This window comes from Thermosynechococcus sp. Uc (assembly GCF_029335995.1).
GTDB lineage: Bacteria > Cyanobacteriota > Cyanobacteriia > Thermosynechococcales > Thermosynechococcaceae > Thermosynechococcus.
The window spans coordinates 20,198-35,248 of the sequence record NZ_JARJMS020000057.1 but is presented as its reverse complement, the minus strand read 5'-3'; the positions used below and the strand labels follow the sequence as shown (position 1 = coordinate 35,248).

Annotated in this window: 12 protein-coding genes; 7 read left to right on the top strand and 5 right to left on the bottom strand. The window is 53.1% G+C overall.

From position 1 onward, the window contains the following. The first annotated feature begins 101 nt into the window (after positions 1-101). The 5 genes from P3X23_RS06645 (at position 102) to P3X23_RS06625 (ending at position 6,012) form a co-directional block, all read left to right on the top strand. Complete coding sequence (locus P3X23_RS06645) at positions 102-2,693, top strand: TIGR03960 family B12-binding radical SAM protein (RefSeq protein ID WP_300874486.1); 2,592 nt, start codon at positions 102-104, stop codon at positions 2,691-2,693. Continuing rightward, positions 2,690-3,379, top strand: a complete 690-nt coding sequence (locus P3X23_RS06640) for an N-acetylmannosamine-6-phosphate 2-epimerase (protein WP_300874484.1) — start codon at positions 2,690-2,692, stop codon at positions 3,377-3,379. The genes P3X23_RS06645 and P3X23_RS06640 overlap by 4 nt, the downstream gene beginning before the upstream one ends. 125 nt (positions 3,380-3,504) lie before the next feature. Beyond that, positions 3,505-4,140 (top strand): peroxiredoxin, encoded by a 636-nt coding sequence (locus tag P3X23_RS06635; RefSeq protein WP_300874482.1) that lies wholly within the window; start codon positions 3,505-3,507, stop codon positions 4,138-4,140. Positions 4,141-4,275: 135 nt separating this feature from the next. Continuing rightward, positions 4,276-4,971 carry a DUF3153 domain-containing protein gene (locus P3X23_RS06630; RefSeq protein WP_300874479.1) on the top strand — a complete coding sequence of 232 codons (696 nt, stop codon included), beginning with the start codon at positions 4,276-4,278 and terminating at the stop codon, positions 4,969-4,971. Between the two features lie 6 nt (positions 4,972-4,977). Then, the gene (locus P3X23_RS06625; RefSeq protein ID WP_300874477.1) at positions 4,978-6,012 is read left to right on the top strand and encodes an AI-2E family transporter; all 1,035 of its coding nucleotides are present in this window, start codon (positions 4,978-4,980) and stop codon (positions 6,010-6,012) included. A gap of 1 nt (position 6,013) precedes the next feature. Here the strand turns inward: P3X23_RS06625 and P3X23_RS06620 are convergent, their stop codons facing one another. The 5 genes from P3X23_RS06620 to pgk form a co-directional block, all read right to left on the bottom strand. Further along, positions 6,014-6,670, bottom strand: a complete 657-nt coding sequence (locus tag P3X23_RS06620) for a hypothetical protein (protein WP_300874474.1) — start codon at positions 6,668-6,670, stop codon at positions 6,014-6,016. A 62-nt stretch (positions 6,671-6,732) separates the two neighbouring features. Next, the gene (locus tag P3X23_RS06615) at positions 6,733-8,040 is read right to left on the bottom strand and encodes an aminopeptidase P N-terminal domain-containing protein (RefSeq protein ID WP_300874471.1); all 1,308 of its coding nucleotides are present in this window, start codon (positions 8,038-8,040) and stop codon (positions 6,733-6,735) included. A 426-nt stretch (positions 8,041-8,466) separates the two neighbouring features. Further along, positions 8,467-9,531 (bottom strand): threonine-phosphate decarboxylase CobD, encoded by a 1,065-nt coding sequence (gene cobD / locus P3X23_RS06610; protein ID WP_300874468.1) that lies wholly within the window; start codon positions 9,529-9,531, stop codon positions 8,467-8,469. A gap of 5 nt (positions 9,532-9,536) precedes the next feature. Continuing rightward, positions 9,537-9,863, bottom strand: a complete 327-nt coding sequence (locus P3X23_RS06605) for an HU family DNA-binding protein (protein WP_300874466.1) — start codon at positions 9,861-9,863, stop codon at positions 9,537-9,539. 377 nt (positions 9,864-10,240) lie between these two features. Further along, on the bottom strand, positions 10,241-11,443 hold the full coding sequence (pgk, locus tag P3X23_RS06600) for a phosphoglycerate kinase (RefSeq protein ID WP_300874463.1): 1,203 nt from the start codon (positions 11,441-11,443) through the stop codon (positions 10,241-10,243). 154 nt (positions 11,444-11,597) lie between these two features. Between pgk and P3X23_RS06595 the strand changes: the two genes are divergently transcribed. After that, positions 11,598-11,987, top strand: a complete 390-nt coding sequence (locus tag P3X23_RS06595; RefSeq protein WP_300874461.1) for a universal stress protein — start codon at positions 11,598-11,600, stop codon at positions 11,985-11,987. Positions 11,988-12,094: 107 nt separating this feature from the next. Then, positions 12,095-14,653 carry a DUF3536 domain-containing protein gene (locus P3X23_RS06590; protein WP_300874459.1) on the top strand — a complete coding sequence of 853 codons (2,559 nt, stop codon included), beginning with the start codon at positions 12,095-12,097 and terminating at the stop codon, positions 14,651-14,653. Positions 14,654-15,051: the final 398 nt, after the last annotated feature.

The window sequence follows — 15,051 nt, the reverse complement described above, 5'->3', positions numbered from 1 at the left end:
CTGTTCCCCAACCCGGCAGTGCTGGTCTTTTGGCGCCTCCGCAACCCCCACGCCCGATGCCCACGGGAGAATCTCGCTTTTTACTGCCCTAGATATGCGTCATGGCTGTTCCAATTACTGAGTTGCTTACCCCTGAGATCCTCAAACCCGCTCGCTATTTAGGTAATGAGCGGGGTGCGGTTCATAAGCCGTGGCAGGCGGCAACAGTGCGCTGGGTACTCAGCTATCCGGAAATCTATGAAGTGGGCGCTTCAAATTTGGGACACATTATTCTCTACAACATTCTCAATGCCGTCCCCGATCAACTGTGCGATCGCGCCTACCTACCAGCGGCGGATTTAGCCGCTAAATTGCGCGCCACCCAAACCCCCCTCTTTGCGGTGGAATCCCGCCGCCCCCTTCAGGAATTCGACCTTGTGGGCTTTAGCCTCAGCTATGAGTTGGGGGCCACCAACATTCTCGAAATGTTGGACTTGGCTGGCTTGCCCTTGACGTGGCAGGAGCGACAACAGGCTTCCCTAGAGGAGATTCCCCTCATTTTTGCAGGTGGACAAACGGCCACCTCCAATCCAGAACCCTATGCCGATTTCTTTGACTTCTTTGCGCTTGGGGATGGCGAGGAACTCTTGCCAGAAATTGGCCTTGTGGTTGCCGAGGGCAAACGAGGGGGGTTGAGTCGGCAGGCGTTGCTGCTGGATTTGGCGCAGGTGCCGGGGGTCTATGTGCCCCAGTTTTACGATCGCCAGCCCAATGGCGCCGTCAAACCCAATCGTCCCGATGTGCCTGAGCGAATTCTGCGGCGGGTGGCCACCCCCATGCCCCACTACGCCATTGGCTTAGTGCCCTATGTTGAGACCGTGCACGATCGCCTGACGGTGGAAATTCGCCGCGGCTGTACCCGTGGCTGTCGGTTTTGCCAACCCGGTATGCTCACTCGACCTGCCCGCGATGTTGCCCCTGAGGACGTGATTGCCGCAATTGAAACCGGCATGCGCGCCACGGGCTACAACGAGTTTTCGCTGCTTTCCTTGAGCTGCTCAGACTATTTGGCCTTGCCGGCAGTGGGCGTGGAAATTAAAAACCGCTTGCAAAATGAGAACATTTCCCTTTCACTCCCCAGCCAGCGGGTGGATCGCTTTGATGAAAACATTGCTCACATTGTTGGTGGCACTCGCCAAGGGGGACTGACGTTTGCGCCGGAGGCCGGCACACAGCGACTGCGGGACATTATCAACAAGGGTCTTACCAATGCGGAACTGCTGCGGGGGGTAAAAACTGCCTACGAGCAGGGCTGGGATAAGGTCAAGCTCTATTTTATGATTGGCCTGCCGGGGGAAACGGATGCGGATGTTTTGGGAATAGCGGAAACAATCCGTTGGCTGAAGCGCGAATGCTGGATCAAAGGCCGCAAACCCCTCAGCTTTAATCTGACCATTTCCAACTTTACTCCCAAGCCCCATACCCCTTTCCAGTGGCATGCGGTGTCCACCGGTGAGTTCCTGCGCAAACAGGAGCTACTAAAGGCTGAATTCCGCACGATTAAGGGACTAAAGGCTAATTTTACCGATGTGCGCATCTCAGCCATGGAGGACTTTGTCGGTCGGGGCGATCGCCAACTAGGGCCAGTGATCCGCCGCGCTTGGGAATTAGGGGCACGGGAAGATTCTTGGTGGGAAAGCCTTGATCGCGCCTATGCCGCTTGGACTCAGGCGATTCAAGAGGCCGGTCTGGACTGGAAATATCGCCAACTGGAAGCCGGCGAGTGGAATGTCTTCAGTGGCAACAGCCACAACCTAGATGCCCCCCTGCCTTGGGATCACATTGATACGGGTATTAGTAAAACTTGGCTCAAGGAAGACCTCCGCCGTGCCCTTGAAGCAGTTGTCGTTCCCGACTGTTCCTTTGCAGGCTGCTCCCACTGTGGTGTCTGTGGCGTTGACTTTGGCCATAATGTGGTTGTACCGCCCCCACCGATTCCCCCTATTCAAGGGCAGCCCCAAGCCCCCCAAGAACGGGTACAACGTCTGCGCCTCACTTTTGGCAAAACGGGGGAAATGACGCTTGTGAGTCATTTAGATTTGCTCCGTCTCTTTGAGCGGGCTGTGCGTCGTGCCCACTTGCCCATTGCCTTTACGGGGGGATTTCATCCTTTACCGCGCATCTCTACGGCCAGCGCCTTGCCCCTTGGGGTGACCAGTTATGGCGAAATTGTTGACTTGGAGCTTTACCGCGAGGTAGAGCCGCAAACGGTGCTAAAGGCATTGCGGCAACAACTGCCCACAGAAATCCCCCTCTACACCTGTGAGGTGGTGCCCCTCAGTGAACCCGCTGCCAGTCAAGCCCTACGGGCAGCCACCTATGAGCTGCTGATTCGCGCGCCTGAACCCGTGGAGTGGGACACTTGGAAACAGTGGTTAGAGCAGCTGCAAGCTACGTCAGAAATTCTCCATGAGTTAACCACCAAGTCGGGGAAAACCCAAGTGGTGAATTTGCGCGATCGCCTACTGGAGAGTCACTTAAATGAGCGCCAAGACCACTGGCCGACGGTGAGCGTGATCTACACCGGCGTCTGTCGCAATGACGGCACATTTCTGCGGCCGGAGCATTTCCTTTATTTATTAGAAAAGGTGAGTGGTCTGTCCTTAGAATTGGGGGCGATCGCCCGCCAGAAACTGCACCTCGAAACACCATGAACTTAGCAACGCAAATTCGCAGCGGCCTGATTGTCTCCTGTCAAGCCCCACCAGACTCTCCCTTGGCCGCTCCAGAAATCATTGCCGCCATGGCAAAGGCAGCGGTTTTGCGGGGGGCAGTGGCCGTGCGCATCAATACTCCGGCCCATATTCAGGCGGTGCGCCAAGCGGTGAATGTCCCCATTATTGGCCTCTGGAAACAAGTCTTGCCCAACTATCCTGTTTATATTACCCCCCGCTTTGCCGATGCAGTGGCCGTTGCAGTGGCAGGTGCCGATGTCATTGCCCTCGATGCCACCGCGCGATCGCGCCCTGAACCTCTACAGGACTTGATTCGGCGAATTCACGATGAACTGGGCAAGCCCGTCATGGCCGATATTGACTCCCTAGAAAGTGCTGAAGCTGCCGTTGTGGCGGGTGCCGATTGGGTGGGCACAACCCTCTTTGGCTACACCGAGACCACGACGCATACCCCACCCCCCAGTTGGTCACTCCTGAGTCAGCTCGTTGAGCACCTTAAAGTACCCATTCTCTGTGAAGGGGGTATTACCAGTCCAACAATGGCTGCAAAAGCCCTAAATCTAGGCGCTTGGGCAGTGGTCGTGGGCACCGATATTACGGGTATTGACCTCAAAGTGCAGCACTATGTCCAAACTCTGAAGACAAATACAAAGCATGATTTTTAGCTCTAAATCCTATCCAATTCTATCGGTTTGTATATTTTCCTCTATATTCCGACCGATAAACGAGAGTTTATGGCAAGATAGAATCCGTAGCTAAAGATACATCGTTAGCCTAGGAGCCACCATCTATGAGCCTAAAACTTGGGGATGTCGTACCCAACTTTACCCAAGCCTCCTCCATGGGGGAGATCAACTTCTACGAGTGGGCAGGAGATAGCTGGGTTGTGTTATTCTCCCACCCAGCGGATTACACCCCCGTTTGTACAACAGAACTGGGCGAAGTGGCGCGGTTACGCTCAGAATTTGAGAAGCGCAATGTCAAAACCTTGGGTTTGAGTGTAGATAGTGTGGAGTCCCACCTCGGCTGGATCAAAGACATCGAAGAAGTTAACAACGTCAAGGTGGATTACCCAATTTTGGCAGACGAAGACAGAAAAGTCTCCACCCTCTACGATATGATCCACCCTAACTCCCTCAACAATCTGACGGTGCGCACAGTCTTTATCATTGACCCCCAAAAACGCCTGCGCCTCACCCTGACCTATCCCGCCAGCACCGGGCGGAACTTTGCTGAAATTCTGCGGGTCATTGATTCACTGCAACTCACGGACAACTACAGCGTGGCCACGCCGGTTAACTGGCAAGAGGGGCAAGACTGCGTGATTGTGCCCTCCCTCAGTGATGAAGAGGCCAAGCAGAAGTTTCCCAAAGGTTTCAATACCGTTAAGCCCTATCTGCGTTTAACGCCTCAACCCAACAAATAACCCCCAGATTCAATTAGCTCAGACAACCAGTAATAGCGACACCCTGAGCCGTTCGGGGTGTTTTTTTGTGCCTTGGTAGCATCCCAAGATAGGATAATCTTGCATGGCAAAACCAAGGAAAGGACTAGAGGCGGAATGCAGCGTTGGATCGTTTGGCTCTTGATACCCCTGATCGTGGGTTTAAGTGGGTGTGTTCAGGCAGATGTGGTCATTCAGCATCAAGGACAAACCGGGGGGAGCCTGACCTACACGCTGATACTGCCCCAGCCCGATCTGCCTTTTACAGAACAGGTGATCCAGCGGGCGCGTCGTTTGGGGGGAGTAGTTAAGGAACGGGATAAAACCCATCTTCAGGTGATGATTCCCTTTGACACGAGCCAGCAATTGGCTACGGTTCTCAACTATATTGGTGGCGTGCCCTATCTCCCCCAAGTCACTGCCAAGGCGGATATTTTTGACCAGAACTTTTTGCTCTTTGTGCGGGAGCGCTTTCGCTATGATATTGATCTGCGGCCGTTGGGCATTGAATCCCGTGATCAAGCTGTTCTTATGGCCCCACAGTCGCTCCTGAAGTTTCAACTTGCCCTAGAAACCCCTTGGGGGGCACGCCCCATTGAGCGCCCAGCCCCCACGAGTGATATGGTAGTGAACCCTCATCTTCAGCGGGGGAGCCATCGCCTGACTTGGACATTAATGCCGGGTTATCTCAATCACCTTGAGGCAGCCTATTGGTATCCGAGTCCCTTAGGCTGGGGCACCTTGGCAATTGTGGGCTTACTGGTACTAGGCAATTGGTTATACACTCGTCTGCCTAGGAGTCGTTCAACCTAGATTTCCATGAGATGGCCTCGCCCTCCGGAGAGCTGGCAACAGTATCTTGTCTATTTATTAGCAGGGCCTCTGATTGTCCTGAACCTCTGGGTAGTGGAGCAAGTTTACCTCTATTTTGAGTATCCAATTAATATCCTTGTCATTGCTGCCATCTTGGCGTTTTTGCTGAATCAGGTGGTCATTCGTCTTTGTGCTCGTGGTCTGCGCCGACGGCAGGCGATCGCCCTTGTGTTGCTGATTACCCTTTTGGTCGCCAGTGTCTTGATGCTCTTGCTGCTGCCCCTTGCCATTCAACAGGCGGAGGAACTTCTCAATCAACTGCCAGAATTGGCGGATACCAGCAATCAAAATTTGCGCCATCTGGATCAACTCCTGCATCGCTATCGCTTCCCTGTGGGGGTGAATGACTTGATGGAGGAGCTGACCATCCAACTTAAAGGGATTACGGCGATGCTACCCGGTGTGGCAATTACAACTCTGACTAAGTTTGTGGATGTGCTACTGGTGCTGATTTTAACGGTGTATATGCTCTTTTATGGCAGTGAGATTTGGCGCGGCTTAATGAAGTTAGTGCCCAAGCCTTGGCGACAGATCGTGGATTATTCCCTACGGCTAAATATTCGCAGTTTTTTCTCGGCGCAGCTTTTTTTGGGGCTGTTTATGTTTCTTGCCCTCATTCCCTTTATGGTGGCCTTCAATGTCAATTTTGGCTTTCTTTTTGCTGTGATCATTGGTGTTGCCCAGCTCATTCCCGTAGTGGGGGCGACCTTAGGCATTGGTTTAGTGACACTGTTCATCCTGTTTCAAGATGCGTGGCTAGCTTTAAATATTTTGGCGATCGCCGTGGTCTTACAGCAAATTAAGGACAATGTGCTCACCCCCAAGTTGTTGGGGGACTTGATGGGACTCAATCCCCTCTGGCAGTTTATTGCTCTGCTTATTGGCGGACGGGTGGCGGGTTTCTTGGGAATTTTGCTGGCGATTCCCTTAGCAGCAACGCTAAAAACAGTTCTAGAATCTGAGCCTCTCCAAGACACCTAGACTAATTGACGGCGGGCGAGTGAAACGTTTTGATAACCGTACACACGCTATGACCGCCAATGTTCATCATGATGGCATTTGTGATACCACACATCACGCCACTCATCAGGGGAACTGCCCGTGCAGGGAGAGTAAGACTTTTGCTTGAGACCTTGCCCACAATCTGCCGTAAGAGGGGACGCGGAAGCTGCTTAAAGACTGAGGTCAGTACGGGAGATAAATTCTTCTGTGCAGCCCCTTGGTTCAAGGTCCTGAAGATTTGCCGACAAAATTGCCTGCCAAAGTAGTTTGCGAGTTCAGCGGCCGTCACCCCCAAGGCGGCAGGAATTAGGATCATCAGCACGGCCTGATCTTCGGTGTCTAAGCCGTGGATGGTGAATAGCGCTGCTGCCAGCTTAGTTTGGGCATGGTAGAAGTAGGCAACGTCTAGGGGCACACCAGCCAAGCCAATGACACCAGTGGCTACTCCACAGCCCAGTGACCACAACGTGGCTTCATTAATGGCGTGGTTGGTCATGCGATCGCGATCGCCCTCCCAGCGAGGATCGCGGAGAAATTGGTATCCCCATTGTCGCCCCTCTTCGATGGCAGGGAGCAGGAGCTTGAGCAGCCAATCGGGGGGAAAATAACTCTCAGGGATAGATGATACTAGAGCCATACGTTTATCAAGTGATCAAGGAAGTCAAGAGTTTATCCAAAAGATAGGGGTACGGTAGGTGATTATTTAGGTACAGCCGCCGTCAGTACTTCGTGCCCCTGGGGCGTCACTAGGACATCGTCTTCAATGCGTACCCCAATGCCGCGCCAGCGATCGCCAATCTCAGGTTGTCCCTCAGCGGGCGTTGCTTCAGGATGAATATAGATTCCCGGCTCTACCGTCAGCACTTGACCCGGTTGCAGTGTTACCCATGTGTCCTTGTTGTGCTTGTAAAGACCCACATCATGGACATCAAGACCCAGCCAATGACCGGTGCCATGCATAAAAAAGGTGCGATATTTCTGAGTGTTGTTCTCTTTACCTTCATTGATGAGGGCATCAACGTCGCCCCGCAGCAGACCAAGGTCAACTAGACCCTCAACAATCACCCGCACAGCCGCATCGTGGATTTGATTGTACGTATTTCCTGGGCGCACCTGCTCAATAGCCGCTTTTTGAGCTGCGAGGACAATCTCATAGATCGCCTTTTGTTCCCCGGTAAACTGGCCACTCACAGGAAAAGTGCGGGTAATATCGGCGTTGTAATAGCGGTAGGCACAGCCAGCATCAATCAAAAGTAAGTCTTTTGCCGCCATTTCCCGTTGATTCTCAGTGTAGTGGAGCACACAGGCATTCGGTCCGGAGGCCACAATTGGGGGGTAGGCAGGGCCATCCCCCCCCCGCAGGCGAAATAGATGCTCGATCTCCGCCTGAATTTCATATTCCCAGCGACCGGGGGCAGCTACTTCGCGGGCACGCTGATGGGCTTCAACGCTGATGGCGATCGCTTGGCGCATCAAAGCCAATTCAGCCGCTGATTTAATTTGCCGCATCGGTGCCAAAAGAATACTCGGGTCAGCAATGGCACGCGGCCCTGTACCTCGTTTTGGTAGGCTGGCTAGCAGTTGTTGGTAGTGCTTGAGAATCAGTTGATTAAAGCGATCGTTATGACCAAAGTGGTAGTACAGCGGATCCCCTGTCTCCAAATAGCGAGGGAGGTGTTGCTCTAGCTCGCCGATGGGATACACCGCATCTGCGCCTAACTGCTCCTTTGCCGCCTCGACCCCAAGGCGTTTCCCTGTCCAAATCTCTTGGCTAAAATCCTTGGGCTGTACAAAGAGTATATACCGATGCTCACTGTGGTTCGGCGCAAAAACAGCAACCGCTTCTGGCTCATTAAACCCCGTGAGATAGTAAAAATTACTGTCTTGGCGAAAGTTATAGTCCACATCATTGTGCATGATGGCGCGCGGGGCACTACAGAAAACAGCGACACCCGTGCCTAATTTCTCTAAAAACTGCTGCTGTCGTTGCTGGTACTCTGCTTTCATCGCACCCTAAGAAGGGGTCAGCCAAAGGTGACCCTTTGGAAAATGGTTTGGTGGGGGCGGAGGGACTTGAACCCTCACGACTTGTTTAAGGTCAACGGATTTTCATCCTCCTGCCGCTTTCGCGACCACCCCTTGGGTGTTGAGGATTGGACTCTCCCTTTACCCGCGTAGAACATCTACGGTAGGGTAGCTCCCGTCGAGTCTCTGCACCTTCCGTTTCCCTAAGGTTTGGGGGTTGAGAAACGGCTTGGCTCAGGATTGCCATATTTGCCCTTTGGACAAACGTAGGTTTCCCTGAATTTGAGAGCATTCACTTAATAGATTTCTCTACTAAGGCTCAATTTCTTAAGTCCGCAGCGTCTACCATTCCGCCACGCCCCCTTAAGTATCGCTACTATATCACCTTGGCTTTTGGGGATGCAATTCCTAAAAGCGTTGGTAATAGGTCTGCAAAGCCTCTAGGAGGCGTTCATTTTCAATGTTGCGGCGCACGGCCACTCGAAAGTAGGAAGCACCCAATTCAGGAAAACTGCAACAATCGCGAATCAAGATTCGATGCTCCTGGAGGAGATAGGTTTGCAGGGGCAAAATTGAGTCTGTTGCTTGGATGAGTAGAAAGTTCGCCTGGCTCACGGTTGCTACGTTCAGTTCAGGTACAGCATTCAGAGCTTCCGCAAAGGCCTGACGTGCTGGAGGCAGCCATGTCCAAGTCTGTTCCTGAAAGGGGCGATCCCCCAAGGCAGTCACCCCTGCAATGATGGCCAAACTGTTCACACTCCAGGGATCGCGCCACGATCGCCAGCGTTGCCACCGTTGCGGTGAAGAGACACCATACCCTAAGCGCAGACCCGCCAAGCTATAGAACTTTGTCAGCGATCGCAGCACAATCAAATTGGGATACTGAGGCACCGCCTCCACTAGCGACTCGCTGGCCGCCGGAGGCAAAAAGTCCATAAAGGCCTCGTCCACCACCACTAGGGCACCCGTTTCTAGCAAGGGCTGAAGCTGATGGCGCAACCAGAGGTGTCCGCTGGGGTTATGGGGATTGTTGATGAGGATGGCATCTGCAGGCGTCAGGGAGGGGGCGATCGCCCCAAAACCCGTTTGCACTTGTGTTAAGGCAATGGGGACAGTGGGGCAGGCAAAAGCTGTCAGCGCCCGCCGATAGTCGGCAAAGGCAGGGGTAATCAAGTAAACCTGTCGGCGATCCGCACACTCACGGCCTACCCACGTCAACAGCTCAGCGGCGCCGTTGCCGACCAAGAAATACTGCCTTGGCAATTGATGGACTGCAGCAAGGGCATCCACCAAAAGACGGCAATCGGGATCTGGATAGTCACGAATGGTGGGCAGCGCAGCCTGAAGGGCAGCTATCACTGAGGCAGGAGGTCCCCAAGGGTTGAGACTGGCAGAGAAATCCAAGATCTCAGGGGGGGCACAGCCCGCGATCGCTGCTGCCCAAGCTAAATTGCCACCGTGGCGTGGAGGCATTCAGACTACTTTTTTTTGCCCTTAGTTTCGGGTTCAGAAGCTGCAACAGGAGCGACTTTTTCTTTAAAAAGTTTCCCTGCTGAAAAGGCAGGTACCCTTGTTGCCGGAATTTGCATCTTTTCTTTAGTTTTTGGGTTGCGCCCTTCTCGAGCTTTGCGCTCGCGCGGTTCAAAGGCACCAAAGCCTACAAGGGTCACTTTTTCTCCCTTGGCCACTGCCTCCATGATTTCCTCGACGGTGGCCGAGATAATCGCCTCGACTTGCTTTTTGGTGACGTTGTTAGTGCTGTGGGCACGACTAAACACAGCATCCACAAGTTCGGCTTTGTTCATGGGGATCACTCCATAGAGACATTAAAGTTTGTTTGATTGGCTAACAAACAAGCGAAAGGCACGAAACCCTTGCCTATTCTTGATTTCAAGCCTCATTCTAGAATAGCCAGACCCCAACTGGAACCTGGAAACCTTTAAGATATGTGGTTTTCAGGCACTTTTATCCATTAGAAATCCCTCAAACCCTTGACCCATAGGACTTTTGCTATATTCTAGCCCCTTTGCAGCGATGATTTAGGGCAGCGGCAGTTGTTAGAAAAATTAACAAATCATGGTGTCCAAAGGTCGAAATATCGCTTTAGAGGACAAAAAAGCCCCATAGCTCAGGCAATGGGGCATTAAAAATTTAATGATTAGTTCACAGCGTTGTTTATTCCCTAGGCATCATCTAAGGCGGCAATGCCGGGGAGTTCTTTGCCTTCGAGGAGTTCAAGGCTGGCACCGCCGCCGGTGGAGATGTGGCTCATGCGCTCAGCGACGCCAACTTTTTCAACAGCGGCCACGGAATCGCCACCGCCAATAATTGTCGAGACGCCCTCACTGGTGAGGTCGGCTAAACAGCGGGCGATCGCCTCGGTGCCCTTGGCAAATTGATCAAACTCAAATACCCCCATTGGGCCATTCCAGATCACCGTTTTGCAATCTTGGAGAGCCTCTTGGAAGCGCTGAACCGAAGCAGGCCCAATATCTAAACCCATCCAGCCGTCGGGAATTGCCTCGATACTGACCACTTGGCTATTGGCATCGGCGGCAAAGTTATCGGCCACAACCACATCCGTGGGCAAGAGCAACTCCACCCCTTTTTCTTGGGCTTTGGCTTCGAGATGTTTGGCTAATTCCAGTTTGTCTTCCTCCACGAGGGACTTACCTACGCTCAGACCCCGCGCCCTGTAGAATGTAAAGATCATGCCACCGCCAATTAGCAATTTATCTACTTTTTCTAAAAGGGCTTCGATTACACCAATTTTAGAGGACACTTTTGATCCGCCGACAATCGCAGCAAGAGGACGGCGGGGATGCTCAATGGCATTTTGGAGATATTCCAGTTCTTTTTCAATTAAAAACCCAGCTACGCAGGGACTCAGGTATTGAGTCACGCCCGTAGTTGAAGCATGGGCACGGTGCGCGGTGCCAAAGGCATCATTGACATAGACTTCCGCACAGGCGGCCAGTTGCTTGGCAAATTCAGGATCATTTTTTTCTTCCCCTGGATGGAAGCGCACATTTTCGAGGAGGCAAACATCGCCATTGGCCATTGCTTGGGTATGGGCAACTACGGCCTCGCCAATGCAGTCATCCAGCTTCGCCACAGGCTTGTGGAGCAGTTCGGAGAGCCGCTGAGCCACGGGGGTGAGGCGCAGTTTATCATCCACGCCCTTAGGACGGCCAAAGTGGCTGACAAGAATCACCTTGGCACCTTTGCTGATTAAGTCTTGAATCGTCGGCAGTGCGGCGCGGATACGGGTATCATCGGTGATGACGCCATTCTCATCAACGGGAACGTTAAAATCAACCCGCACGAGGACACGCTTCCCTTCTAAGTCGGCAGTGGATAACTGCGCCACGGATTTTTTAGACACGCTAGAGCCTCCTAAATGCGTTAAAACGTAGATGATAGTACTAGGGGTATAACAATTTCGGCTAGCGATGGAGTGATGCGCTACAAATCCCTCACCTGACCCTCATTCTACCCAAGGGCGTGCCCTTCCACTTGACTCCAATGAGGTGAACTCTATGTTCAAAACGATTCTTTTTCCCATTGACCGTAGCCGTGACACCCAAGAAGCCATGCCCACCGTGGTTGAGATGGTGAAGCTGTTTCAGAGTCAGTTGTTTCTACTGTCGGTGGAGGACAGCCCAGAACCGGATACAGAGCTAGAAGCAGCGATCGCCGAATTTTTAAATCGAGCGAAGGAAGCCTTTGCCCAACATGCGATTGTGGCGGAAACACTGCTGCGGCGCGGCAAACCTGCTTTTGTGATTTGTGATGTGGCCGATGAGATCAATGCCAATTTGATTATTATGGGCTGTCGGGGAACAGGTCTTACGCCGGAGGGGTTCCAAGAAAGTGTCAGCAGCCGTGTGATTAACTTGGCGCCCTGTCCGGTCTTGGTGGTGCCCTAAGTGGTGCGCAACTCAATCTTGCGGCGCTTAAAGTTTTGTCACAGGCAGTCTCCCCCTTGGGGCGATCGCCGATGATCAAAGAATGTGTTGTCTTGTGGTTGATCTGCATGCTTGATTCAACAGAGGTTACTTCCGCTGCTTTTTCCCCTGCTACCGATCAACTGCAAGCTTTGGGGGTATATGTTACAATCCATGGCCATTTCTACCAGCCCCCCCGCGAAAATCCCTATCTCAATGCCATTGAACACCAGCCCAGTGCCCAGCCATTCCACGATTGGAACGAGCGGATTTACTACGAGTGCTATCGCCCCAATGCCTTTGCCCGTATTTTGAACGATCGCGGTGAGGTCATTGACATTGTCAATAACTTTGAATACCTGAGCTTTAATATTGGCCCGACTCTCTTTAGTTGGCTTGAGCGCTACGATCTGGAGGTCTATCAACGGATTATTGAAGCCGATCACCACAGTTGTCAGCGCTTCAATGGCCATGGCAACGCGATCGCCCAAGTCTATAACCATATGATTTTGCCCTTGGCCAACTATCGCGATAAACTCACACAAATTCGTTGGGGCAAAGCCGACTTTCGGCGGCGGTTTGGCCGAGAACCAGAGGGGATGTGGCTTGCGGAAACCGCGATTGATGATGAAACTGTAGCTGCCCTGATTCAGGAGGGGATTCGCTTCACGATTTTGGCACCTTCCCAAGCCCAACGCTGTCGTCCTATCCTCGCTGATGGTGACAGCGAGTGGATTGAAGTCAGCGGCAGCCAAATTGATCCGACACGCCCCTATCGCTGCTATTTACCGGGGGGCGATCGCCAGCGCGATTACCTAGACATTTTCTTCTACGATGGCCCCATTTCGCGGGACATCGGCTTTAGTGACTTGCTCACAAGCTCACAATTTCTAGCAGGACGGTTGGGGCAGGCAGTGCGCGGTGATCATCGCCCCAGTCAAATTATTGCCGTTGCTACCGACGGTGAGACCTTTGGCCATCACAAATATGGCGGCGAAAAGACCCTCGCCTATGCCTTTAAGGTGGAATTTCCCCAGCGGGGCTGGCAAATCACCAACTTTGCCTATTACCTGAGCCTGTTTCCACCCACATGGGAGGTAGAACTTAAACCGGTTACCGCTTGGAGTTGTGCCCATGGCGTGGATCGCTGGCAGGACAATTGTGGCTGCGGTGGCGGTGGCGAGTGGCATCAGCTTTGGCGACGCCCATTGCGGAATGCGCTGAACTGGCTGCGGGATGAGCTAATTGACCTCTATGAAACCCTGGGGGGCGAGCTATTTCAGGAGGTTTGGGCTGCCCGCGACGCCTATATTCAGGTGATGGGCGATCGCTCCCCAGAAACCCTGCACCGCTTTTTGGCGCAACATCAACGCCGTCCCCTGAGTCAAAGCGAACAAATTGATGCCCTACGCCTGCTGGAGATGCAGCACCATGCCCTGCTGATGTTTACCAGTTGTGGTTGGTTCTTTGATGAACTCTCACGGCCTGAGGGGGTACAAATTCTCCGCTATGCGGCACGGGCGATCGAGCTTGCAGGGGATGTTGCCGGTGTGCAGTTGGAACCCGAGTTTGTCGAACGTCTGGCAGCCGCCCCCAGCAATGTACCACAGTTTGGCAATGGGGCAGGGGTCTATTACCAGTTGGTGAAAACAGCTCAAATTAGCTTGCAGCAGGTGGCCGCCCACTATGCCATGAGTTCCCTCTTTAATAGCTACCCCCGCCAACATCAGCTCTACTGCTATGAGATTGAGCAGGGGGATTATCATCTACAACGCATGGGCAGCCTGACATTGGCGATCGGCCAGATTCAACTCACTTCAACGATTACAACCGAGTCACAACTGCTGATCTTTGCTGTCTTGCATTTGGGGGGCTGGGATTTCCACTGTGCGATTCAACCCTTCCAAGGGCGGCGCGAATATAGCCAAATTAAAACCCATCTCCTGCAAGTTTTCCAACAGGGCAGTGCGGCGCGGGTGGTTATGGCAATTACGGAACGCTTTGGGGGGGTGGCCTACAGCTTGGACGATCTCTTTGCAGAGGAACGACATCGCCTCATGGGTGTGCTGGCACGGGAAACCCTCACCCGCTTGGATCAGCTTTATACCCAAGTCTATCGCGATAACTATGGGATTCTCATGGGGTTTCAGCGGGATGGCCTGAGTGTGCCCCAAGAATTGCAGGTCGCGGCAGCGGTGGCTTTGACCCATCGGGCTATTAGCCATTTGCGGAGTTTAGAGCAAGACCTCAGCGATCTTGGTGATTTGCCCTTGACAGATCTGCAAAGCCATTTAGCAGAACTGACAGCGATCGCCCGCGAAGCGCGGTTGTTGGGCTGCCATCTTAGTCTTCAGGAGCAACAGCGGCGCCTCGAACAGCAAATTAGCACCGGATTGCGTTACCTTGCCCATCACCTCAGCAGTGATACCCTTAGCCAGTTGAGTCCGCTGCTTCAAGACTTGATTACAATTGGGGATGCTTTAGGTTTGCACCTGAATTTGGATCGGGCACAGGAGCAGCTTTATACCCTCATAGGTGAACTACGCCAGAATGGCATGCACCTTACCGAGGGCGATCGCCGTCACCTACAAACCTTAGCCACTCGCCTCAAGGTTGATCCCCACCTATTGGTTGCCCTCTCTTCCTGAGGAAGAACGCCGGCTCCCTCCAGTACAAATCCGAAAAGAAGGTCGTCCCCGGAGGGCGGCGGAGGGGCGATCGCAAGCATGGCTGAGCGGCACATCAGCGCGTTCCTAGTACTCGATTTCCAGCAGATGAAGAAAGTTGCCTCTGGCAAGACCAAACCAGTCTCTCGCTTCGCTAAAGTCAGCAAGCTAACTGTATTACTGACATCTTCCCCGTCCTGGAGGCCAAAGATGCCTACAGCGCTCAGGCGCAGCATTGAGCTGCTCACTTCACAGGCCATCTGGGCGTGTCTCCCCCTTAGTCTTAATCCATTAATTGCGCACCCGCAAGACCCAGTTCCGGCGTAGCTAAACCAAAACCCAAAGACGGCGGCGCTTGCTGCGCACAGGGTCAACTTGGG

Bases quoted from the DNA above. Each gene is read 5' to 3' on its own strand.
- P3X23_RS06645 (WP_300874486.1), top strand. From the start codon at position 102: ATGGCTGTTCCAATTACTGAGTTGCTTACCCCTGAGATCCTCAAACCC.
- P3X23_RS06640 (WP_300874484.1), top strand. From the start codon at position 2,690: ATGAACTTAGCAACGCAAATTCGCAGCGGCCTGATTGTCTCCTGTCAA.
- P3X23_RS06635 (WP_300874482.1), top strand. From the start codon at position 3,505: ATGAGCCTAAAACTTGGGGATGTCGTACCCAACTTTACCCAAGCCTCC.
- P3X23_RS06630 (WP_300874479.1), top strand. From the start codon at position 4,276: ATGCAGCGTTGGATCGTTTGGCTCTTGATACCCCTGATCGTGGGTTTA.
- P3X23_RS06625 (WP_300874477.1), top strand. From the start codon at position 4,978: ATGAGATGGCCTCGCCCTCCGGAGAGCTGGCAACAGTATCTTGTCTAT.
- P3X23_RS06620 (WP_300874474.1), bottom strand. From the start codon at position 6,670: ATGGCTCTAGTATCATCTATCCCTGAGAGTTATTTTCCCCCCGATTGG.
- P3X23_RS06615 (WP_300874471.1), bottom strand. From the start codon at position 8,040: ATGAAAGCAGAGTACCAGCAACGACAGCAGCAGTTTTTAGAGAAATTA.
- cobD (WP_300874468.1), bottom strand. From the start codon at position 9,531: ATGCCTCCACGCCACGGTGGCAATTTAGCTTGGGCAGCAGCGATCGCG.
- P3X23_RS06605 (WP_300874466.1), bottom strand. From the start codon at position 9,863: ATGAACAAAGCCGAACTTGTGGATGCTGTGTTTAGTCGTGCCCACAGC.
- P3X23_RS06595 (WP_300874461.1), top strand. From the start codon at position 11,598: ATGTTCAAAACGATTCTTTTTCCCATTGACCGTAGCCGTGACACCCAA.
- P3X23_RS06590 (WP_300874459.1), top strand. From the start codon at position 12,095: ATGCTTGATTCAACAGAGGTTACTTCCGCTGCTTTTTCCCCTGCTACC.